General features: G+C 38.6%; 19 protein-coding genes. 8 read left to right on the forward strand and 11 right to left on the reverse strand.

All coding sequences use genetic code 11. The annotated features are described in order from the left end of the window. Positions 1–107: 107 nt before the first annotated feature. From AC1D69_RS13265 to rpmH, 10 genes are all read right to left on the reverse strand, one after another. Positions 108–953: a ParB/RepB/Spo0J family partition protein gene (locus AC1D69_RS13265; RefSeq protein ID WP_495456624.1), complete on the reverse strand. Its 846-nt coding sequence runs from the start codon at positions 951–953 to the stop codon at positions 108–110. After that, on the reverse strand, positions 946–1,707 hold the full coding sequence (locus tag AC1D69_RS13270) for a ParA family protein (protein ID WP_495456625.1): 762 nt from the start codon (positions 1,705–1,707) through the stop codon (positions 946–948). The genes AC1D69_RS13265 and AC1D69_RS13270 overlap by 8 nt, the downstream gene beginning before the upstream one ends. Positions 1,708–1,867: 160 nt before the next feature. After that, complete coding sequence (noc, locus tag AC1D69_RS13275) at positions 1,868–2,683, reverse strand: nucleoid occlusion protein (protein ID WP_495456626.1); 816 nt, start codon at positions 2,681–2,683, stop codon at positions 1,868–1,870. 427 nt (positions 2,684–3,110) lie between these two features. Then, entirely contained in the window at positions 3,111–3,833 is a 723-nt protein-coding gene (rsmG, locus tag AC1D69_RS13280) for a 16S rRNA (guanine(527)-N(7))-methyltransferase RsmG (RefSeq protein WP_495456627.1), read from the reverse strand. A gap of 3 nt (positions 3,834–3,836) precedes the next feature. After that, complete coding sequence (gene mnmG, locus AC1D69_RS13285; RefSeq protein ID WP_495456628.1) at positions 3,837–5,729, reverse strand: tRNA uridine-5-carboxymethylaminomethyl(34) synthesis enzyme MnmG; 1,893 nt, start codon at positions 5,727–5,729, stop codon at positions 3,837–3,839. Positions 5,730–5,795: 66 nt separating this feature from the next. After that, a complete protein-coding gene (mnmE, locus tag AC1D69_RS13290) occupies positions 5,796–7,172 on the reverse strand; it encodes a tRNA uridine-5-carboxymethylaminomethyl(34) synthesis GTPase MnmE (protein ID WP_495456660.1) in 1,377 nt (458 codons plus the stop codon). A gap of 140 nt (positions 7,173–7,312) precedes the next feature. Further along, positions 7,313–8,002 carry an RNA-binding cell elongation regulator Jag/EloR gene (jag, locus tag AC1D69_RS13295; protein WP_495456629.1) on the reverse strand — a complete coding sequence of 230 codons (690 nt, stop codon included), beginning with the start codon at positions 8,000–8,002 and terminating at the stop codon, positions 7,313–7,315. Then, positions 7,999–8,886, reverse strand: coding sequence for a YidC/Oxa1 family membrane protein insertase (locus tag AC1D69_RS13300; protein WP_495456630.1), 888 nt, complete (start codon positions 8,884–8,886; stop codon positions 7,999–8,001). The genes jag and AC1D69_RS13300 overlap by 4 nt, the downstream gene beginning before the upstream one ends. A 74-nt stretch (positions 8,887–8,960) precedes the next feature. Next, positions 8,961–9,311 (reverse strand): ribonuclease P protein component, encoded by a 351-nt coding sequence (gene rnpA, locus AC1D69_RS13305; protein WP_495456631.1) that lies wholly within the window; start codon positions 9,309–9,311, stop codon positions 8,961–8,963. Between the two features lie 166 nt (positions 9,312–9,477). After that, entirely contained in the window at positions 9,478–9,612 is a 135-nt protein-coding gene (rpmH, locus tag AC1D69_RS13310) for a 50S ribosomal protein L34 (RefSeq protein WP_495456632.1), read from the reverse strand. A 605-nt stretch (positions 9,613–10,217) separates the two neighbouring features. Here rpmH and dnaA point away from each other — a divergent pair. The 6 genes from dnaA (at position 10,218) to gyrB (ending at position 16,537) form a co-directional block, all read left to right on the forward strand. Continuing rightward, the gene (gene dnaA / locus AC1D69_RS13315; RefSeq protein WP_495456633.1) at positions 10,218–11,564 is read left to right on the forward strand and encodes a chromosomal replication initiator protein DnaA; all 1,347 of its coding nucleotides are present in this window, start codon (positions 10,218–10,220) and stop codon (positions 11,562–11,564) included. A 194-nt stretch (positions 11,565–11,758) separates the two neighbouring features. Next, entirely contained in the window at positions 11,759–12,898 is a 1,140-nt protein-coding gene (gene dnaN / locus AC1D69_RS13320; RefSeq protein ID WP_495456634.1) for a DNA polymerase III subunit beta, read from the forward strand. A gap of 28 nt (positions 12,899–12,926) precedes the next feature. Beyond that, positions 12,927–13,145, forward strand: a complete 219-nt coding sequence (gene yaaA, locus AC1D69_RS13325; protein WP_495456635.1) for a S4 domain-containing protein YaaA — start codon at positions 12,927–12,929, stop codon at positions 13,143–13,145. Between the two features lie 62 nt (positions 13,146–13,207). Then, positions 13,208–14,320, forward strand: coding sequence for a DNA replication/repair protein RecF (gene recF / locus AC1D69_RS13330; protein ID WP_495456636.1), 1,113 nt, complete (start codon positions 13,208–13,210; stop codon positions 14,318–14,320). 18 nt (positions 14,321–14,338) lie between these two features. After that, positions 14,339–14,590 carry an extracellular matrix regulator RemB gene (gene remB / locus AC1D69_RS13335; RefSeq protein WP_495456637.1) on the forward strand — a complete coding sequence of 84 codons (252 nt, stop codon included), beginning with the start codon at positions 14,339–14,341 and terminating at the stop codon, positions 14,588–14,590. 36 nt (positions 14,591–14,626) lie between these two features. Further along, positions 14,627–16,537 carry a DNA topoisomerase (ATP-hydrolyzing) subunit B gene (gene gyrB, locus AC1D69_RS13340; RefSeq protein WP_495456638.1) on the forward strand — a complete coding sequence of 637 codons (1,911 nt, stop codon included), beginning with the start codon at positions 14,627–14,629 and terminating at the stop codon, positions 16,535–16,537. A gap of 67 nt (positions 16,538–16,604) precedes the next feature. Here the strand turns inward: gyrB and AC1D69_RS13345 are convergent, their stop codons facing one another. After that, positions 16,605–17,432 carry a YheC/YheD family protein gene (locus tag AC1D69_RS13345; RefSeq protein ID WP_495456639.1) on the reverse strand — a complete coding sequence of 276 codons (828 nt, stop codon included), beginning with the start codon at positions 17,430–17,432 and terminating at the stop codon, positions 16,605–16,607. A gap of 560 nt (positions 17,433–17,992) precedes the next feature. Here AC1D69_RS13345 and gyrA point away from each other — a divergent pair. Together gyrA and AC1D69_RS13355 are read left to right on the forward strand one after the other, a co-directional pair. Then, complete coding sequence (gene gyrA, locus AC1D69_RS13350) at positions 17,993–20,569, forward strand: DNA gyrase subunit A (protein WP_495456640.1); 2,577 nt, start codon at positions 17,993–17,995, stop codon at positions 20,567–20,569. A gap of 219 nt (positions 20,570–20,788) precedes the next feature. Next, positions 20,789–21,919 carry an HD-GYP domain-containing protein gene (locus AC1D69_RS13355; protein ID WP_495456641.1) on the forward strand — a complete coding sequence of 377 codons (1,131 nt, stop codon included), beginning with the start codon at positions 20,789–20,791 and terminating at the stop codon, positions 21,917–21,919. The last annotated feature ends 438 nt before the right edge of the window (positions 21,920–22,357 follow it).

Genomic DNA, 22,357 nt, shown 5'->3' on the forward strand with positions numbered 1-22,357 from the left:
CTAACAACAGAAAGACATATCCTTTTCCACAACGGAATAAATCAAGATATGCCCTCCTCCCTCTTTGACATCAACTATTGTTTCAATACACTAACATTGTTATTGTCTTATGATTTCTGTAGTAATTCTAACAACCGCTCTAAATCTTGTTTACTGTAGTAATTCAGTTCAATCTTACCTTTATCTTTATTATGCTTAATCTTAACCGTCGTATGGAATCGATCACGGAGAGATTCCTCTAGATGATTAATATAGGGATCACTCTTTTTCGTTGTTGGTTTTTGCGTCTCTACAGGCTTACGGTCCAAGTATTTTACCGTTTCCTCTAACTCTCGAACGCTCCATTCATTTTCTACACATTGTTTCGCTAAATCCTTGATGACAACTGAGTCCTTAATTCCTACAATAGCTCTCGCGTGACCCATTGATAATGTTCCACGTGAAACATAGTCCTTCACTTCTTCAGGTAATGATAATAAGCGTAGAAAATTGGCAATATGAGACCTGGATTTACCCACTTTAAGCGAAAGTTCTTCCTGTGTTAGATTATACTGATCCATGAGTCCTTGGTAAGCAACGGCAATCTCAAGCGTATTTAAATTTTCGCGTTGTAAATTCTCAATTAGTGCAATTTCCATCACTTGTTGATCTGAGAAATTACGAACTACAGCAGGAATCGTTGCTTTCCCACAATACTGAGATGCTCTAAAGCGACGCTCACCTGCAATGATTTCATATCCCCTAATAACACTACGAACAATAATAGGTTGAATTACACCATGTTGGCGAATCGATTCCGCTAATTCATGAATAGCCTCTTCCTTAAATTCTTTACGTGGTTGATATGGATTAGCACGTAATTGACTCAATGGAATTTCAACAATCTTATCATCATCATTAATGGAGAGAGAAGGAATAAGTGCATCTAATCCTTTGCCCAACCGTTTACTCATATGAAATCACTTCCTTTGCCAACTCTAAGTACGCTTCAGCACCTTTAGAGCGTGGATCATACGTTATGATCGATTTTCCATGTGATGGTGCTTCACTCAAACGGACGTTCCTTGCAATAACTGTCTTGTATACTTTATCTTGAAAATATTTTTTAACTTCTTCAATAACTTGAATTCCCAAGTTTGTTCTTGCATCAAACATAGTCAACAATACACCCTCGATTTGCAAAGATGTATTCAGATGCTTCTGAACTAATCGAATGGAGTTAAGTAATTGACTTAAGCCCTCTAATGCGTAATATTCACATTGTATGGGAATAATCACTGAATCAGCAGCCGTTAGCGAATTAATTGTTAGTATGCCTAGCGATGGTGGACAATCTATTAAAATGTAGTCATACATATCTTTAACTAAATGTAATGACTTTTTAAGGCGTAGTTCTCTAGAAATGGTTGGTACCAATTCTATTTCTGCTCCTGCCAGTTGAATCGTAGCAGGAATAATATGTAGACCTTCTACATCTGTATGCGTAATGGCATCTCTTGGATTAACTTCATTTATTATGACATCATAAATGCAGTTCTCCACATCTGCTTTATTTATTCCGACCCCACTTGTGGTGTTACCCTGTGGGTCAATATCAACGAGAAGCACTCTTTTCCCTAAAGAAGCCATGCCTGCACCCAGATTGACGGAGGTGGTAGTTTTACCGACCCCGCCTTTTTGATTTGCTATGGCAATAATTTTGGACACTCATTTCACCTCAATATATAATTGACTCTTCGTGTAGTTCGTGAGATATACTTTTTACAGCCTAGCAAATTGGTTGTCATTCTTTCTGTCTGCACCCTATTAGTTACAACCATAAGTCAATCATTAGAAAAAGCGGCTGATATTACCTTTCTCCTTCCCACTATCTTTTAGGAATTTGAATAACAATTTCATAGTGATCATCATGATCTTTTTCAGTTGTTATAATAGACATTCCTGATCCGGATACCATATCAATAGACTGTCTAATCGTATTTAGAGCAAGACGAACATCTTTAGAAAACGAGATACGTTTTGCCTTTTTAATTGTGGAGGATTCTTTATAGTAGGCAACTCTTGCTTCTGTCTGCTTTACATTAAGTTCTTTAGTTATAATTTCTGCAAGCAATTTCAGTTGCAACTCTTCGGGACTTAGAGATAAAAGTGCTCGAGCATGCCGTTCAGTGACTTTTCGTTCCATTAAAGCTTGCTTTACAGGTTCAGGTAAGTTTAATAAGCGGATTTTATTAGCAATGGTGGATTGACTCTTGCCTAAACGCTGAGCCAGACTCTCTTGAGTTAACTGATGTAAATCAATGAGCTTTTGATAGGCTACTGCTTCTTCTATGGAAGTTAGACCTTCACGTTGCAGGTTCTCAATCAATGCAATCGAAGCGGCTTGTGAATCATTAAAATCGCGAACAATAGCTGGGATGGTTTCAAGCCCCAATTTCTTAACAGCTCGCCATCGACGTTCTCCTGCAATAATCTCATATTTGGCATTACGATAACGAACAACAATAGGTTGAATTACGCCATGAGTTTTAATCGTCTGACAAAGTTCATCAATTCTATTATCATCAAAAATAGTACGAGGTTGAAAAGGACTCCCCACAATATTATCCACTGGAATCTGTTTCACTTCATCCCCATTAGTCCGCTCAGTTAGGCCAAACAACTTAGAAAATTGTTCTTTCATTCCGCATATTACCACCTAATTTCAAAATAGTACCGTAACACGATGGAATAATTAACCTCACATTCACCATGTCATCTCAGTACCTTCCTATCTCTGTACAAAGTAGAAACAATATGACTATACTTTGCACGTATTCACATGATCATTTGTTGCATTAATCTCTTTAAAGATTAAGGTTTCATATAAATTACACTACTTGATCTACTTGATATTTTATCTAAAAATTGGATATTGCTCATTACTTTTCGTAAGAACTTCTATCTATCTTATTCTATCACTTTTTCTCATATAATCCTATTCTATCATGCGTAAATTTTTCTAGAAATTGCTTATTATTTAAACTCAAAAAAAGACTATATCTCCCAAACCATACGGGTGACATAGTCTTACCTGTTTTAATGTTTCACGTGAAACATTACTTAATAAATTAGATTAGCGGAGACTTAGCTGCAACCCCAGGACTTCTTGGATATTTCTGAGGTGTAGATGCTCTTTTTTCTACAATAATAATATGACGGTCGGCTTCTTCCACGGGAAGAGTGAACTTCTCTACCTTGTTTAGTTTACCTTTAAGTTGTTTGAAGCTATAGGATGCTTCTTTGATCTCGTCGGTAGGGTCACTACCCTTCATAGCCGCAAATGTGCCGTCCACGCGAACAAAAGGTAAACAAAATTCATTAAGTAACGCTAACTTAGCGACAGCTCTAGCTGTAACTAGATCATAATGATCACGGTATCCCTTCTTTTGACCCCATTCCTCTGCTCTACCATGAATGAGTTCAACGCCCGTAAGACCTAATTGATCTACAATATTTTTAAGAAACGATATTCTTTTGTTAAGAGAGTCAATAATCGTTAATTGAATGTCTGGAAAACAAATCTTAAGTGGTATCCCAGGAAACCCTGCTCCCGATCCGATATCTGCTAGTGTTGATACTTTATTCATATCTACAAAAAAAGCAAGGGAAACAGAGTCGTAAAAATGTTTCATATATACCTGATCTCGTTCCGTAATCCCTGTTAAATTCATTTTTTCATTCCAACTTACTAGTTCTTTGAAATATATTTCGAACTGATCTAGTTGAGTCTCACTTAACGTAATTCCGTGTTCCTGTAGCCGACTAGTAAATGCCTGTTGTATTAAGTCCATATTTTAACCCCTTGCCGCAGTTACACGGTTATAATGTTCGAGATATACTAGCAGAACAGATATATCCGCAGGTGTAACACCAGAAATACGTGAAGCTTGCCCAATGGAAATAGGACGAATGTTTGCGAGTTTTTGACGAGCCTCAATAGCTAAACCATGAATTTCTGAATACTCTATAGAATCAGGAATCTTCTTTTTCTCCATTTTCTGTAGACGTTCCACATGAACTAATTGTTTCTCTATATAACCTGCATATTTAATCTGAATTTCAACTTGCTCTTTCATCTCATCGGTTAACTCGTAAGGTGAAGGTGAAAGCTGTTCAATATGGCTATAGCTAATCTCAGGTCGACGTAAAAGGACTAACATATTTGTCCCATCCTGAATTTCAGAGGAATCAGAGTCTTTTAGAAGAGCATTCACTTCTTTAGGCTTTGCCTTCTCAACACTAAGACGTTCAACCTCAAAATCTACTGTGTTCTTTTTACTTAGGAATCTTTCATATCGATCATCTGATATTAGACCAATCTCATGTCCAATCGGAGTAAGACGTAGATCGGCATTATCATGACGAAGTAACAAACGATATTCAGCGCGTGAAGTCAAAAGTCGATAAGGTTCATTCGTTCCTTTGGTCACCAAGTCATCGATTAATACACCAATATATCCTTGAGAACGATTAAGTACGATAGGCTCTTTCCCTTGTACCTTCCGTGCAGCATTAATTCCCGCCATAACCCCTTGCCCTGCAGCTTCTTCATATCCTGAAGTTCCATTAATTTGACCTGCAGTGAATAATCCAGGCATTTTTTTGGTTTCGAGTGATGGGTATAATTGCGTCGGAACCATCGCATCATATTCAATGGCATACCCATTACGCATCATTTCAACCTTTTCCAACCCTGGGATAGAACGTAACATCGATAATTGAACATCCTCTGGCATACTTGTTGATAGACCTTGTACATAATACTCAGCTGTATTTCTACCTTCAGGCTCTAGAAAAATCTGATGTCTCGGTTTATCACTGAAACGAACAATTTTATCCTCAATGGACGGACAATAACGTGGACCTGTCCCCTCAATAATACCCGAGAACATAGGCGCACGATGGAGATTATCCGTAATAATTTTTTGTGTATCCACAGAAGTATAGGTTAACCAGCAAGGAAGTTGTTCATTTGTATTAGTAGATTCCTGTGTCTCATAAGAGAAGAATTTAGGCTTACTATCCCCTGGCTGAATCTCCGTCTTCGAGAAATCAATTGTATCTCTATGAACACGTGGAGGAGTACCTGTCTTAAAACGAACAAGATCGAACCCATGTTCGCGTAAATTCTCCGCGAGTTTAATTGAAGGTTGCTGATTATTAGGTCCACTTTCGTAAGCTAACTCACCCATAATGACTTTACCCCGCAAATAGGTGCCTGTCGTCAATACAATGGACTTACCACGGTATTCAGTGCCTGTCTTCGTAACTACACCCACACAATGTCCATCCTCAACGATGAGCTCTTCTACCATCCCTTGACGCATCGTTAAGTTTGGTTCCTTCTCCATCGTTTCCTTCATCGTATGCTGATAAGAGAACTTATCTGCTTGTGCACGGAGGGCGTGAACAGCAGGACCCTTCGCCGTGTTTAACATTCTCATTTGAATAAAGGTTCTATCTATATTACGGCCCATTTCCCCACCTAGAGCGTCAATTTCCCGAACAACATGTCCTTTGGCAGGTCCACCAATCGAAGGATTGCATGGCATGAAAGCCACCATATCTAAATTGATTGTAATCATTAGCGTAGAGCAACCCATTCGAGCAGAAGCTAAAGCCGCTTCAACCCCCGCATGCCCTGCACCGATCACAATTACATCATAATTTCCACCTGTGTAACTCATGGTTTTACCTCCTTTAAATAATTTATCTATAAATTATTTATCAACATGAAGCTTTAAATGTTAAAGCTATTTACCCAAACAAAATTGCGAGAAAATCTGATCTAATAACGTATCTCCCGCCGTATCCCCAATAATTTCACCAAGTTGTTCCCATGCCAATCGAACATCGATCTGGATCATATCGATTGGAATAAACTGATCTGCAGCTTCATAAGCATCTTGCAAAGATTGCTTCGCCTTCTTCAATAAAGCTATATGTCGTACGTTACTAACATAAGTTAGATCATTCGATTCAAGGCGTCCACTAAAGAATAACTTAGAAATAGCATTTTCTAAAGCGTCGATTCCCTCTTGTGTCTTAACAGACATTTGTACGATACAATCCTCATTGAAGTAACGCTTTACGATATCCATATCTAGCATGGACGGTAAGTCCATTTTATTCATAATAACGATACATTGTCTACCGCGGATTTGTTCCATTAATACCAATTCATCCTCGTGTAGAGGTTGACTAACATCTAACACAAGCAAAATAAGGTCTGCCTCATTCACTGCATTTTTAGAACGTTCTACCCCTATTTTCTCAACCACATCAAGTGTTTCACGGATACCGGCTGTGTCTAATAACTTTAAAGGGATATTGTTAATTGTAACAAATTCCTCAATAACGTCACGTGTTGTACCTGGAATATCCGTTACGATGGCTTTATTATCATGTGCTAATGTATTTAACAAAGATGATTTACCTACGTTAGGTCGGCCAACAATAGCTGTTGTTATTCCTTCACGAAGAATTTTACCTTCCTCAGCGGTTTTTAATAGTCTCGTAATTCCCTCCATCACTTCACTACATTTATCTTTTATAAAAGAAGACGTGAGTGAATCCACATCATGTTCTGGATAGTCAATATTCACTTCAATATGTGCCATAGTCTCAATTAGTGTAAACCGTTGTTTCTTAATTTGTTGAGATAAGTCACCTTTAACTTGTTTCAACGCGATCGAGAAAGCCCGATCCGATTTAGAACGAATGAGGTCTATTACAGCCTCAGCTTGCGACAAGTCAATTCGCCCATTTAGAAAAGCTCGTTTCGTGAATTCACCTGGCTCTGCTAGCCTAATATTTTGTTGTAATAACATATCCATCACTCTTGTAACTGAAATAACCCCACCATGCGCGCTGATCTCTACTACATTCTCCATTGTAAATGAGCGAGGTGCCCGCATAATTGTAACTAGTACCTCTTCAATTTGTTCCCCTGTATGGTGGTCTATAATGTGTCCATAATGAACCGTATGCGATTCAGCCTCAGATAGCTTAACTCGACTTTTAAAAATTCGATCCACTTCAGGTATCGCATCTGGCCCACTTACACGAATGACAGCAATCCCAGCTTCTCCAACGGCTGTAGCAATAGCTGCAATGGTCTCACTTACCAACATGTTGCACCTCTCTCTATAAAATATAAAAAAACAATGACTCCTATCACTAATCAGAGAGTCATTGCATCTATATAGAATGAACTAAAGTCCAAATTTTCTGGTCCTTTGTACATTCTATTCTATCCATTTAATCTCGTTTATTTTAACGAAATGACTACACGCCGGTTTGGCTCTTCACCTTTACTGTAGGTCTTAACTAATTTGTGATCCTGCAGTTTCGCATGAATTACCTTACGTTCTTGCGGTGACATTGGCTCTAACACGACTTCTTTACGGGAACGTATGACTCGTCCTGCCAACCGATCGGCTAACTCTTCCAATGTCTTCTTACGTCGTTCACGGAAATTCTCCGCATCAAGAATAATTCTTATATAACTACTCGAAATCCGATTAGCTACGATGTTGGCTAAATATTGAAGTGAATCAAGCGTCTGCCCTCTTCTCCCAATCATAAGACCTAAGTCAGGACCAAAGATATGAAGTGTTGTTGCATCTCTTGTATGCTGTACATCCACTCTTACTTCTAATCCCATACTTTTGCCTACATCTAAAATGAAACTCACTGCTGCGGCGTATGGGTCATCTTCTACAACATGAGATGTAGAGGTAGAGGTTGGCTCCATTGTCCCCACGACTGGATCTGGTGAAACTTCTGTAAGCAAAGTAAGTTCTACTTTCGCTTCCCTGACACCAATCAGTCCCAGGAATCCTTTTGACGGCTGAGAAAGTATGTTAACCGTAACACGGTCTTGGCTTACCCCAAGTTGGGAAAGTCCCTTATTTACAGCATCTTCAACGGTTTTTCCTGAAGCGATGACGTTCCTCATTTAGACCGTTTAGCCCCCTTCGAGTTTTTGCCTTTACCTTTGTTTCCTTTATGATTACCTTTGGATTTAGCATTACCTGATGCTGCAATAGCAGATACACTACCTTTAGCCGTCGCTGTTGTATCATTATTGCGATATAAGAAGTAATTCTGTATCAATGTATACAAGTTACTGAAGAACCAGTACAGTGGCAACGCAGATGGGAAATTATATGACATGAAGAATATAAGTACCGGATATACCATCATCATAAACTTCATTGGCCCTTGTTGTGGACTTGGGTTCATCTTCATCATCATCTTCGTCTGCAAGAATGTTGTAAGTGCAGCTAATAATGGAAGAATAAAGGTTTTATCTGGACTGCCTAGTTGTAACCAAAGAAATTCACCATGGCGCAATAAATCATTTCCATATATAGAGTTGTAAAGAGCAATGAATATAGGCATCTGAACAATCAATGGTAAACAACCTGCTAATGGATTTACTTTATGCTCTTGAAATAATTTCATTGTTTCTTGTTGTTGTTGTTCTGGATTGTCTTTATACTTTTCTTTCAACTTTGCTAGTTCCGGCTGAATGGCTTGCATGGCTCTAGAACTTCTCACTTGCTTAATTGTTAATGGCAAAATAATTGTACGAACAATAATAACCATTACTAATACGGCTAGTCCGTATTGTCCACCGAACCAATTCGCAAATGTATCCAGTGCTTTAGCAAACCAGTAAACTACATTACTCTGCCAAAAGCCTCCATTTTGCAAATCTTCAAGAGTCTTGGGTGCAGCAGCACTCGTTCCACAACCCGATAATATGGTCATTGCGAATATCATCACAATGGTGAGGAGGATCCATTTCTTTCCTCGGCTAGTCTTCAATCGCGACACTTCATAACCCCTCTCTTAGCGCTTCCATTTCATAGTAAATCATAACATATTCACATGGACAAGGAAACCTGACTTCATCGGTTTGAGGACTTCAAAAGTGACGCTTTCCGTAACACGTGCATGATACTTCTTTCCAAATCCTTATAAGGCATATTTAACGCACCCTTGCGAACAATAAATACGAGGTCAATATGCTCCATCAACTCAGAATCATGGTGACGAACAATTTCCTTAACCAGTCTTCTCATCCGATTACGAACAACCGCGTTACCTACCTTTTTACTAACTGAAATTCCTACTCTAAATTGCTCCACTTCTCTTTTGCGGAACCAATACACAACAAATTGATGATTGGCGAATGACTTTCCATGACGATATACGCGACTAAAGTCAGCACGGTTTCGTAAACGTAAACTTTTATGCACGAGTTTCTCCCAATTTCACTTCAATTTTCAATGCAGTTAAAATTTTTCTTCATATATATATATTATAGTCAGCATCCAGATCCCCTAAACTAATCTGAACTTAACTATCACGCTTCCATTCTCAATAGAAAAAAAGACCACCGCGGTGGTCTTCATGAACGCTTAATTAAGCACTCAATGTTTTTCTGCCTTTTAAGCGACGAGCAGCTAGCACTTTACGGCCGTTTTTCGTGCTCATTCTTTTACGAAAACCATGAACCTTAGCGCGCTTGCTCACATTTGGTCTAAAAGTCGGTCTCATGTATTGCACCCCCTTACAGGATTTACTACTATAGATTAACCATTTTCATACTCACAGAAAATGCCTCTATACATTTAACCATGTACACGCTCAAAAGTCAACTGATCCTTGCGTTTTCTCATTCCCTCTTTTTAAAGGGGTTATTAACAGTTTTCCACAGCTCTCAAAAGAAACCAAAAAAAAATATAACTTATCCACTTGTTCACAATAATCTAAATTTTGATTATTTATAGCACAACCTGTGTATAAGTTTTTTTATAAAAACAAAGATGCTGTCGAAACTTTAACAAATTATAAACAATATCTTGTGTTGTGAATAAAAATTATACACAAGTTATTGAGTTTGTGGATAAATTGGTGTGAATCATTGAAATTACACGCTTATTTTGCTATGATGATAATACTTTTGGATGTGTATACAGGATTTAAACCTCAATATTATCAACAAGCTGTGGATAAAGTTGTGAACAATTTCAATTTATCCATTTTTTTATGTTTTCACCTTTCTGGGTTTTGGGGATAAATGCACCATTATTCAATTTTTTTCGACATTTCCTCTCATGGCTCTAGCCACATTTGGATGATTTAAAGGAGTGACAAAATCTGTGGAAAGCCATACTTCTGAATTATGGCAAGAAATTTTATCTATTATTCAAAGCAAATTGAGTAAGCCTAGCTTTGATACATGGTTCAAAGCAACAAAAGCGACGCGGATGAATGATCATTCCATTGTGATCTCTGCTCCTACGACATTTGCTGTCGAGTGGCTTGAGAGTCGTTATACCAAATTAGTGGGTTCAACTCTTTTTGAGGTTGTTGGAAAACAACTTGACGTTAAATTCGTCATTGAAGAGGCTATAATCGAGGATCCCATTCCATCACTATCTTCTCCCCAACCGCAAGTGTTTCATGAAGAAGCCATGTCTCACATGCTTAATCCGAAGTACACCTTTGACACATTTGTTATTGGCTCGGGTAACCGATTCGCACATGCAGCTTCTCTAGCTGTCGCTGAAGCGCCAGCTAAGGCCTACAATCCACTATTTCTATATGGCGGTGTTGGATTAGGTAAGACACATCTTATGCATGCCATTGGTCACTATATTTTGGAACATAATCCGAACAGTAAAGTCGTTTATCTTTCATCGGAGAAATTTACGAATGAATTTATCAACTCAATTCGTGATAATCGTACAGAGAATTTTCGTAACAAATACCGTAGCGTAGATATTCTTCTCGTTGATGACATCCAGTTCATTGCTGGGAAAGAATCGACCCAGGAGGAATTCTTTCATACGTTCAATGCGCTACATGAAGAACGTAAGCAGATTATTATCTCTAGCGATAGACCTCCTAAAGAAATTCCGACACTGGAAGAACGGTTACGTTCCCGTTTTGAATGGGGCTTGATTACGGATATTCAACCTCCGGATCTTGAGACTCGCACAGCGATTCTACGCAAAAAAGCCAAGGCAGAGAACTTGGATATTCCTAATGAAGCTATGACCTATATTGCGAACCAGATTGACACTAATATTCGTGAACTTGAAGGTGCTTTAATCCGTGTAGTGGCCTATTCATCGCTTACGAACCAAGATGTAACCACTCATTTAGCAGCCGAGGCGCTTAAGGATATCATCCCTTCAAGTCGCCCTAAGATGATAACGATGCAGGATATTCAACAAAAAGTAGGAGAATACTACAACCTACGAATGGATGATTTCAAAGCACGTAAACGGACAAAGGCTGTAGCATTCCCGAGACAAATAGCTATGTATCTTTCACGCGAATTAACGGACTTTTCGTTACCCAAAATTGGAGAAGCGTTCGGTGGTAGAGATCATACAACGGTCATTCATGCTCACGAGAAGATATCTCAATTACTTAAGGTGGATCAGGATTTATTTAAAGTCGTAAATAACCTCATAGAAAAAATCAAAAATCCGTCCTGAACAAGTCCAAGCCTATGCACAATCTATACACATGTGGATAGGCTTGGTTTTATTAATGAAACTAGGGTTATCCACATATCCACTGCGCCTATTACTATTACTAATAAAATCTTTAAACAATAACCATCTATAAAGAGGGTGAAACTAACGTCATCTTTTGACACATTCACCGAATTCTCTCAAGGAGTGAAAATATGAAGATCAGCATTCTTAAAAACAATTTGAACGATTCTATACAACAGGTGTATAAAGCGATATCCAGTCGAACAACGATTCCAATTCTGACCGGTATTAAGTTAGACGTGAATCATCAAGGAGTTACACTTACAGCAAGTGACACTGATATCTCCATTCAATCCTTCATTCCCATTGAAGATAACAATCAAACGGTTGTCCAAGTGGAGCAAACAGGAAGTGTAGTACTACCAGCTAAGTTTTTTGTAGAAATTATAAAGAAGTTGCCATCACAGGAAATTAACATGGAAGTCAAAGAAAATTTCCAAACATTTATCTCATCTGGAGCCACAGAAATTCAAATGGTAGGTCTAGATCCTGAGGAATTTCCTATTTTGCCAGCGATTGAGGGTAACCAGACTCTCTCCATCCCAGGGGATCTACTCAAGAATATGATCAAACAAACGGGATTCTCTATTTCCACACACGAAACAACGCCTATCCTTACAGGGATACTATGGAACTTAGAAAATAATGAATTAAAATTTACAGCAACGGATCGACACCGTCTTGCGACTCGTTCCGCTCAATTAAAAGCTGGTGAAGTGAGATTTAACAACGTCGTCATTGCAGGTAAGACACTAAGTGAGTTAAGTAAAATTATTCCTGATCAGAATACACTTGTTGATATTCTCGTATCCGATAATCAGGTCTTGTTCAAAATTGACCGCGTATTATTCTATTCACGGATTCTGGAAGGAATTTATCCGGATACTTCTAGGATTATTCCGTCCAACTACAAAACAGAACTAATTATCGACACAAAAAAATTAAGTGAATCGATTGATCGGGCTTATTTGCTGTCGAGAGAAGAAAAAACAAACATCGTAAAATTGCAAACCTTAGAACAAGGCGGAATTGAAATTTCCTCAAGTTCAACAGAACTTGGTAAAGTACGCGAGGAACTAGATGTGGTAGACTTTAAAGGGGATCCATTACGTATCTCTTTTAACTCAAAATATATGCTAGATGTACTAAAAGTAGTAGAAAGTGAGCAATTAATGATTGCATTTACTGGCGTAATGAGTCCTATTGTGCTTAAACCGATGGACGACAGTGAAAGTCTTTACGTTATTTTGCCTTACCGAACCAATAACTAAACGTTTGAATGCGAAAGGAACATTTCAAGTGAACAAAATACTTATCCACAGTGAATATATTAAATTAGACACTTTTCTAAAATTATCAAATTGTGTATCCACAGGCGGGATGGCTAAGGCTCTTCTTCAAGAAGGCCTAGTTACCGTCAATGGAGAACAAGAGGAAAGACGCGGTCGCAAGTTATATCCGGGCGATATTGTCAAAGTGACAGATGAAGGAACGTTTGAGGTCACTAAAGAATCGTAATCTTTACCTCAAAATAATCCCAAAACGTAAGTATCAGGGGTGGAGGATGAGGAGGATAACGTGTGTTTGTAAAAAACATTAGCTTGCAGCAATACCGCAATTATGAACAATTGCGGTTGGATTCCTTCGGGGATGTGAATCTTTTGATCGGTCCCAATGCTCAAGGAAAGACCAATTTGCTGGAAGCTATCTTTGTGCTGGCACTTACCAAAAGCCATCGAACGTCGAAAGATCGTGAGCTCATTGGCTTTGAACAGACAAGTGCTCACATCTCTGCTACCGTGGAGAAAAAATATGGACCTCTTCTTTTAGAATTAACCTTGTCATCTCAAGGAAAAAAGGCGAAGATAAACGGACTTGAGCAACGTAAATTAAGTGAGTTTATCGGTTCACTTAATGTCGTTATGTTTGCACCGGAAGACTTAGAGATTGTAAAGGGTACACCAGGGATCCGCCGTCGCTTTCTCGATATGGAGATAGGACAAGTCCAACCAAGCTATCTTTATCATCTGCAGCAATACCAGAAGATTCTCCTCCAAAGAAATAATTTTTTGAAGCAATTATGGGGAAAAGACTCTACGGAACAGGGATTGCTAGACATATGGAATGAACAGTTGGTAGAACACGGTGTTAAAATTATAAGAAAAAGGAAACAATTCATAATAAAACTCCAGAAATGGGCGGAGTCGATCCATCGGGGAATTACAAACGGTAGCGAAGATCTCCAATTACGTTATGTTCCATCGTTTGGAGAAGCGACAGAGGAAGATGAAGCTGTCTTATTTGAGCAATTTATGATAAAGTTAAGACAAATGAAAGAACAGGAAGTTCGGCGCGGCATGACACTTGCGGGGCCTCACCGTGATGATATGACCTTTTATATTAACGGTAAGGAAGTGCATACTTATGGGTCTCAAGGACAGCAACGAACGACTGCCTTGTCACTCAAATTGGCGGAGATTGAGCTGATTAAAGAGGAGATTGGCGAATATCCCGTTCTATTGCTAGATGATGTATTATCTGAGCTTGATCCTTACCGTCAGACCCAACTGATTGAGACATTTCAGAGCAAAGTGCAGACGTTCATCACCGCAACCGGAATAGAGAGTTTGAATGCGGATAAATTAAAGAATGCAAGCATCTATCATGTGAATGCAGGTCAAGTGGGTCTATAAAAGAGTGGAGGATTATTGATGTATATACATTTGGGGGGAGAAAGAATTATTCGTTCTTCCGAGCTCATTGCTATTTTTGACATATCCATAGAGAAATCTTCCAAAATATCCAAACAATTTGTTAATCACGTCAAGCAAGAGAAGACGTTAGTTAATATTGGCGAAGAAGAAGCTAAGTCCATCGTTGTAACGAAAGACACAGTCTTTTACTCTCCCATTTCTTCTTCCACTCTCAAAAAAAGAGTTAACGTTTTTTATGCTAATGCTTAATTAGCAGTTGTAGAATCTATAGAAGTAGGTGAAGGCATGTCTATGAATGAACCAATGTATGATGAGAATCAGATTCAGGTACTGGAAGGCCTTGAAGCTGTACGTAAACGGCCGGGGATGTATATTGGGTCGACTAGTGCTAAGGGCTTGCATCATTTAGTCTGGGAAGTAGTGGACAACAGTATTGATGAAGCCATGGCAGGTATCTGTGATCATATAGAAATTACCGTTCACAAAGATAACAGTGTAACCGTTGTCGATAACGGACGTGGTATTCCTGTAGGGGAACACGCCAAAATGAAACGCCCTGCTCTAGAAGTTGTTATGACTGTATTGCATGCGGGTGGTAAATTTGGCGGCGGTGGATATAAAGTTTCAGGAGGACTACATGGTGTAGGTGTTTCGGTTGTTAATGCTTTATCGGAAAAAGTAGTAGTAACCGTGAAACGTGAAGGACATGTCTACCAACAAGAATATCGTCGTGGTGCGCCTCAATATGACGTGAAGGTGATTGGAGATTCGGAGGAGCATGGAACGACCGTAACCTTCCATCCAGATCCAGAAATCTTTACAGAAACCACTGAATATGATTACGCGACACTTCTTACTCGTGTTCGGGAAATTGCATTTTTAAATAAAGGTATTGCCTTGACGCTGAATGACGAACGAAGTGATACATCTGTTCGTTTTATGTATGAAGGTGGTATTAAGGAATATGTGAAGTTTCTAAACGAGAAGAAAGAAGCACTTCACGAGGAACCTATTTATGTGGAAGGCTCTCGCGATATGATGCAGGTTGAAGTAGCTCTGCAATATAATGATAGCTATACAGAGAATATTTACTCCTTCTGTAATAATATTAATACACATGAAGGCGGAACACATGAGTCTGGATTTAAGAGTGCATTAACTCGGATTATTAATGATTATGCTCGTAAAACGGGTATCATCAAAGACAGTAACTCTAATCTCTCAGGTGACGATGTTCGTGAAGGGTTGACTGCTATTATTTCAGTCAAAATTCCAGAACCTCAGTTCGAAGGACAGACAAAGACGAAGCTTGGTAACAGTGAGGTACGCGGTATTGTGGAGTCACTGTTCTCTGAGAAACTACAAGAGTTCTTGGAAGAGAACCCAGCGGTATCTCGTCGTATTCTAGAGAAGGGTCTACAAGCTTCTAGAGCACGTGAGGCTGCTCGTAAAGCACGTGAATTAACACGTCGTAAGAGTGCTTTGGAAGTTAGCGCATTGCCTGGTAAACTAGCTGACTGTTCTTCTAAGGATGCATCACTAAGTGAATTATATATCGTCGAAGGGGATTCTGCCGGTGGGTCGGCTAAACAGGGTCGTGACCGACATTTTCAAGCTATACTCCCTTTGCGTGGTAAAATTCTAAACGTAGAGAAAGCTAGACTTGACCGCATTCTCTCCAATGCTGAGATTCGCAATATGATTACAGCAATGGGAACGGGTGTAGGCGAGGACTTCGATATTAGCAAAGCTCGTTATCACAAAGTGATTATCATGACCGATGCCGATGTCGATGGAGCGCATATTCGTACGCTTATGTTGACTTTCTTCTATCGCTATATGAGAAAACTCCTTGATGCAGGGTATGTATATATTGCACAACCACCATTGTTTAAAGTAGAGCGTAATAAGGTTATCCGCTATGCAAATAGTGAAAAAGAAAGAGATGCGATTATTAGCGAATTTGGAGTTAATGCTAAATATAATGTTCAACGGTATAAAGGACTTGGTGAAATGAACGCAGGACAATTGTGGGAAACAACCATGGATCCTGAAAGTAGAACCATGCTTCAAGTTACTATTGATGATGCCATGTTAGCAGATAATATATTTGATATACTGATGGGTGATAATGTTGAACCGCGTCGTGACTTTATATATGAACATGCTAAGACAGTTAAGAATTTAGATATTTAAATAAGACAGCATGAGAAGAGAAGGTACCTATATTGGTACCTTCTCTTTGTTTTTCTTGTAAAGTACGTTATTTCGATACTTTTTTTGAAGAATATCTTCCGTAGGAAACAGCATAATGGTGAATACGACGGTATACATCTTTGTCAGAAATATATTTTTTAAAAGGAAAGAGGGCAGGTAACGTATTTACTTCTAAAATCCAAGGATTATGTTCTTGATCAATGGCAATATCCAGTCCTAGTTCTTTAATATGATAATATTTCTTTTGAAGTTGACTTGCGACAGAAACACCTAACCCTTTCAGTAATTGTTGTAGTTTGAAAATTTCCATATTGCTCATATAGGGAGACATTAAGGTTTCAAAAGTTTGAACTTTGCCTCCACTATGATGATTAGTCACTACTTTATGAGGTGCTGCGACACGACCAATAATTCCGGTTGAAACCCATTGGCCTGTTGGACTCTTCTGGGTAAGTACGCGTAAATCAAAGGGACAGGAACGATAATGTAATAAGTGGATACCCTTTTGGATTAGGTAATTATCATTTCGAATATAGGCTTTAATTCCTACTAACAGTTCTTCGAGAGATGGGAATATTTCAGTTTTGGTGGTATACCGAAGTTGATAAGCGACTTGTGTATGCTCTGACGGGTCAGTTGAGTCATTGGGATCATTGGGTTCAATATTATTAAGAGTAAGTTGTTCAACACACATTACCCCTCGACCATACGTTCCACAATCAGGCTTTAGGAAGACCATAATGTACTCATTCAGCATATTAACTAAAGCTTCTGAAGAGTATTTACAGGTGGTAGGAATATAGGGAGATATATTTTCATTTTTTAGGAGCACTTTGGTTTTGGACCACTTGCTGGAGACACGCTGAATAGCCAAGAATGTTCATCCTTTCATTAATCTATTTTTGGAAAAGTAAGTTCTCAGTCCACGTACAATTGAACTTGATGAATCGTCAGTTATAGATAATCGTTCACCCATGTTGTTAGTTCACAGATCGAAGAAAAATGTGCTTGTTTTATCGTGTTAGAGGTGAGTATTTAGATACTTCAAAGGCTTAAAAATTAGGACAAGGTAGTAAAAGAATGGTATACTATGTGTTGGGGATTTCTTAAACATTGTATGAATAGTCAGTATAAGAAGGAAGGGCATATCCCTATTTCTCAGTTTTAAATTAGTCTTTATTTACGTTTAACGTGTTTAACGTTTAATTGTGCTCCTTTTGAGAAAGTAATATAATAAAGATTACTGGTTTTTAGCGTAATTAGCGTAATAGGTATTGAAGCGGATCTTTGACTTTATAAGGGTAACTCTAGGTTATGGTTAACATAACTAGTTTAAGTGCATACCCCTAAAAGGACGGAAAAGCCGTTTTTACTTGAATATAAGAATGTTGAAATTGTAATGCATTGCTTGATAGGAATTGGAGGAGGTACAGCATGGCAGAGGAATTAAACTCGCAAATTAAGGATCGGGATATTGGAGTTGAAATGCGCGAGTCATTTATGGACTATGCAATGAGTATCATTGTAAGCCGGGCTTTACCTGATGTAAGAGATGGATTGAAGCCGGTACATCGACGTATTCTGTATGCTATGAATGACTTGGGGATGACCCCAGATAAACCATTTAAGAAATCAGCGAGAATCGTTGGTGATGTTATTGGTAAGTATCACCCGCATGGTGATACAGCGGTATACCATACAATGGTTCGTATGGCACAAGATTTCTCTATGCGTTATATGCTTGTAGAAGGTCATGGTAACTTCGGATCAGTTGATGGTGACATGGCTGCAGCAATGCGTTATACGGAAGCTCGTCTTTCTAAAATTGCTATGGAAATGCTAAGAGATATTAATAAAGACACCATTGACTTTCAACCTAACTATGATGGGGAAGAACAAGAGCCTGTTGTACTACCTGCAAGGTTCCCTAACTTGTTGGTGAATGGGGTGTCAGGTATTGCCGTTGGTATGGCCACGAATATTCCACCACACAATCTAGGTGAGGTTATCGATGGTGTTCAAGCTTTAATTAAGAATCCAGAAATAACTTCAATGGAATTAATGGAGTATATCAAGGGACCCGATTTTCCAACCTCCGGGTATATATTAGGACGTCAAGGGATTCGCCAAGCCTATCAGACAGGCCGTGGTTCCGTTACGATGCGGGCTAAGGCTAATATTGAAGAGAATAACAACAAAGCGCGTATAGTTATCTACGAACTTCCTTACCAAGTGAATAAAGCAAGACTTGTTGAGAAGATTGCTGAGCTTGTACGTGAGAAAAGTATAGAAGGTATTACTGATTTACGTGATGAGTCAGATCGTAATGGTATGCGTGTCGTTATTGAGTTACGACGTGATGTTAATCCTAATGTCGTCTTAAATAACTTGTACAAGCATACGCCTATGCAGTCTACTTTCGGTATTAATATGTTAGCTATCGTTAACAACGAACCGAAGACACTCAGTCTGTTCGATATGCTATATCATTATTTGGAGCATCAGAAGGTTGTCATCCGTCGCCGGACAGAATTTGAACTTAAAAAGGCAGAAGCACGCGCTCACATTCTGGAAGGACTGCGTACGGCACTCGATCATTTGGATGAAGTGATTACGCTTATCCGTAGTTCTCAAACAACAGACATTGCACGTGATGGATTAATGAGCAGATTCGAGCTAAGTCTTGAACAGGCACAAGCCATTATGGAAATGCGTCTACAACGTTTGACAGGATTAGAACGTGATAAGATTGAGAATGAATACCAAGAATTGCAGAAGAAGATTGCAGAATATCGTGAAATCTTAGCTGATGAATTGCTAATACTGCAGATCATTAGCGAAGAACTAAATGAGATTAAAGAACGTTTCAATGATGAACGTCGTACTGAAATTACAGTAGGTGAAGAGAGCATTCTGGATGAAGACCTTATTCCACAAGAAGAAGTAATCATCACGATTAGCCATAGTGGCTATATCAAACGTCTGCCTGCTAACACCTACCGTAACCAGAAGCGTGGTGGACGAGGCGTTATGGGTATGGATACGAAAGATCAAGACTTTGTTGAACATCTCTTCGTAACCAACTCACATCACTATCTCTTGTTCTTTACCGACCGAGGGAAAGTATATCGCCTTAAGGCATATGAGATTCCTGACTTGAGCCGTACAGCGAGAGGAACAGCGATTATCAACCTGATTCAGATTGAGCAGGGCGAGACAGTTAACGCAGTGATTCCGGTGCAGAAGTTTGATGGTGAAGAATACTTATTCTTTGCTACTCGTCAGGGAGTCGTGAAGAAGACACCACTTGAGGATTATACGAACATCCGTAAAGGCGGCCTTATTGCTATAAACCTTCGTGAAGATGATGCTCTCATTGGAGTGAAGTTGGCAAATGGGGAGCAAGAGTTGATTATGGGTACGGCCCAAGGTATGTCTATTCGTTTCTCTGAGGATGATGTCCGTTCTATGGGACGTAGTGCAACCGGTGTTAGAGGTATTCGCTTAGATGATAACGATGAAGTTATTGGCATGGATGTCATTGATAAAGATTTGGATATCTTGATCGTTACAGCTAATGGATACGGTAAGCGGACACCAGCTAGTGACTATCGCTCTCAAAGTCGTGGCGGTAAGGGAATCAAGACGATCAACGTAACAGAGAAGAATGGTGCTGTTATTGCCCTTAAAGTGGTTAAGAATGAAGAGGACTTGATGATTATCACAACCCTTGGAACTCTGATCCGTACGAGTATGGAAGGGATCTCTACAATGGGTCGTTATACTCAAGGGGTTAAGTTGATTAATATACGCGAAGATGATGCAGTGGCTACTGTAAGCCGTGTAGACAAAATGGAAGAAGAAGTAGATGAGTTGCTTGAAGGTGAAGAATTCAATGAGTTAGATGTGGATTCAAGTACCAATGGAGATGAAACAGAATCTTCAATGGACAATTCAGTTGGTGAGGGAACTTCTCTAGATGCTTCGGATGAAAATATAGACGAAGAATAAATTTATATTAAGCTTTTTCAAATGACCTCGGTATAGTTTCCGGGGTCATTTTTGTTATTGTGGAAAGTTTATTTAAGCTTAATCTAATTAGGGGGATCGAATTATTTGGTTATATATTCCTAATTAAAGATTGTAGAGCAATAAAATAAATAATATAATGACCTTGATTGCTGTTGTAAAGGATCAATTTAAAAATGAAATGGAGATGTATATTAATCTATGACTAGCGTATCCATTTTGGATTTGAAACCAGGGCTCAAATTAGTTAAGGACGTACATAGCCCTTTAGGTGGCCTTCTTTTTCAGAAAGAAAAGGTATTACTCCCACGTGATCTAGAAATTCTAGAAGCATTTCTAGTGGAGTATGTTGAAATTGGACAAGTGGGTGATAAAATTATCCATACGAAGGAAAAGGCATCAAACGAACGCAAATTAACAGTTATAGAGAAAGTTCATACAATCTCTTCTAATCCTTTAGCTCAAGATCAGACAGCAATGAAGAGTACAACTTTATTCGATGAGGAATATGACAAGCTCATAAACATAATAAAAGGAGCCTACCCTTCCGTCGCTGCAGCGGGAATTCCCATTTACGAAATTCGTAATCAATTAGACAATGTCATTCAATATATCAAGGATTATAGTGTGATATCGTTTCAACCGCGTGTATTAAATAACTATGACTATATGTATCACAATGCCGTTCTGTGTGCATTATCTTCATATAAGCTTGCAGAATGGATTGGTCTTCCTAAAAAAGATTGGATGCAAGCAGCCTTTGCAGGCCTTTTCCATGATATTGGTAACGTTAAAGTAGATCCCACTATTTTATTTAAACCAACAGCATTAACATTGAGTGAAATAACTGAAATACGTGAGCATACAAAAACCGGATACCATTTATTAAAGAATGTCACTGCGATTAATGAAGGTGTTCGTTTAGCAGCTTTACAACATCATGAGAAGGTTGACGGTACAGGATATCCACTGGGTGTTCAGAGTAGCAGTATTCATATCTATTCAAGAATCGTAGGCATTGTAGATATATTTCATGCTATGACGTTAAACAAGGCTTACCGTAAGGGGCAGTCCCCATATTTAGTTCTAGAGCAGATTAACACGGAGTCCTTCGGTAAATTAGATCCAAAATTGGTGCATACCTTTATTAAAAAAGTTACAGAGTTTAATAATGGCGTAGTAGTTCGATTGAGTAATGATCAGATTGGTGAAATTGTTTTCGCTAATAGCAACGAACCAACACGTCCTATGGTATCTATTGGCCAAGATATTATTAACTTGGAGCAGCAACGACATCTTTACATAGTAGAAATCATTAAAAAGAATACCTAGATTATACAAAGCCACCATGTAGTAGTTTATATGTCATATCATCTTTAAATAGGATGGTATGACCGTAAATGTGTAAGCTATATATAATAATTAATATTATTAAAAAAGTGTTGCAATCATTAATTATACGTGATATATTATTAGTCCGGCCAGTAAATAACACATTTATTGAATCGGCAAGCCAAACTCGAATGAAACGTAAACGAAAAAAAAGCTTGCACAAACGAACCGGACATGATATGATATAGAAGTTGTCGCCGAGAACAACTGGTAACAACAAAATGAACAAATTGGTCTTTGAAAACTGAACAATGAGTGAGTAGATTTCACGAAAGTGAAGTCAAAACAAATGAGAAATCATTTGATAGAGAAAGTAATTTCTCGTCAGTTTGTTTTAAATGAGCATATCGCTCTTTCTAAATTGATTCCAAATCACTG

The organism is Paenibacillus sp. Y301 (assembly GCF_059445505.1).

Excerpts from the sequence above, each read along its gene's own strand:
- gyrA (WP_495456640.1), top strand. The coding sequence starts at position 17,993 with ATGGCAGAGGAATTAAACTCGCAAATTAAGGATCGGGATATTGGAGTT.
- mnmG (WP_495456628.1), bottom strand. The coding sequence starts at position 5,729 with ATGAGTTACACAGGTGGAAATTATGATGTAATTGTGATCGGTGCAGGG.
- rpmH (WP_495456632.1), bottom strand. The coding sequence starts at position 9,612 with ATGAGACCGACTTTTAGACCAAATGTGAGCAAGCGCGCTAAGGTTCAT.
- gyrB (WP_495456638.1), top strand. The coding sequence starts at position 14,627 with ATGTCTATGAATGAACCAATGTATGATGAGAATCAGATTCAGGTACTG.
- remB (WP_495456637.1), top strand. The coding sequence starts at position 14,339 with ATGTATATACATTTGGGGGGAGAAAGAATTATTCGTTCTTCCGAGCTC.
- AC1D69_RS13265 (WP_495456624.1), bottom strand. The coding sequence starts at position 953 with ATGAGTAAACGGTTGGGCAAAGGATTAGATGCACTTATTCCTTCTCTC.
- AC1D69_RS13355 (WP_495456641.1), top strand. The coding sequence starts at position 20,789 with ATGACTAGCGTATCCATTTTGGATTTGAAACCAGGGCTCAAATTAGTT.
- rsmG (WP_495456627.1), bottom strand. The coding sequence starts at position 3,833 with ATGGACTTAATACAACAGGCATTTACTAGTCGGCTACAGGAACACGGA.
- noc (WP_495456626.1), bottom strand. The coding sequence starts at position 2,683 with ATGAAAGAACAATTTTCTAAGTTGTTTGGCCTAACTGAGCGGACTAAT.
- dnaN (WP_495456634.1), top strand. The coding sequence starts at position 11,759 with ATGAAGATCAGCATTCTTAAAAACAATTTGAACGATTCTATACAACAG.
- jag (WP_495456629.1), bottom strand. The coding sequence starts at position 8,002 with ATGAGGAACGTCATCGCTTCAGGAAAAACCGTTGAAGATGCTGTAAAT.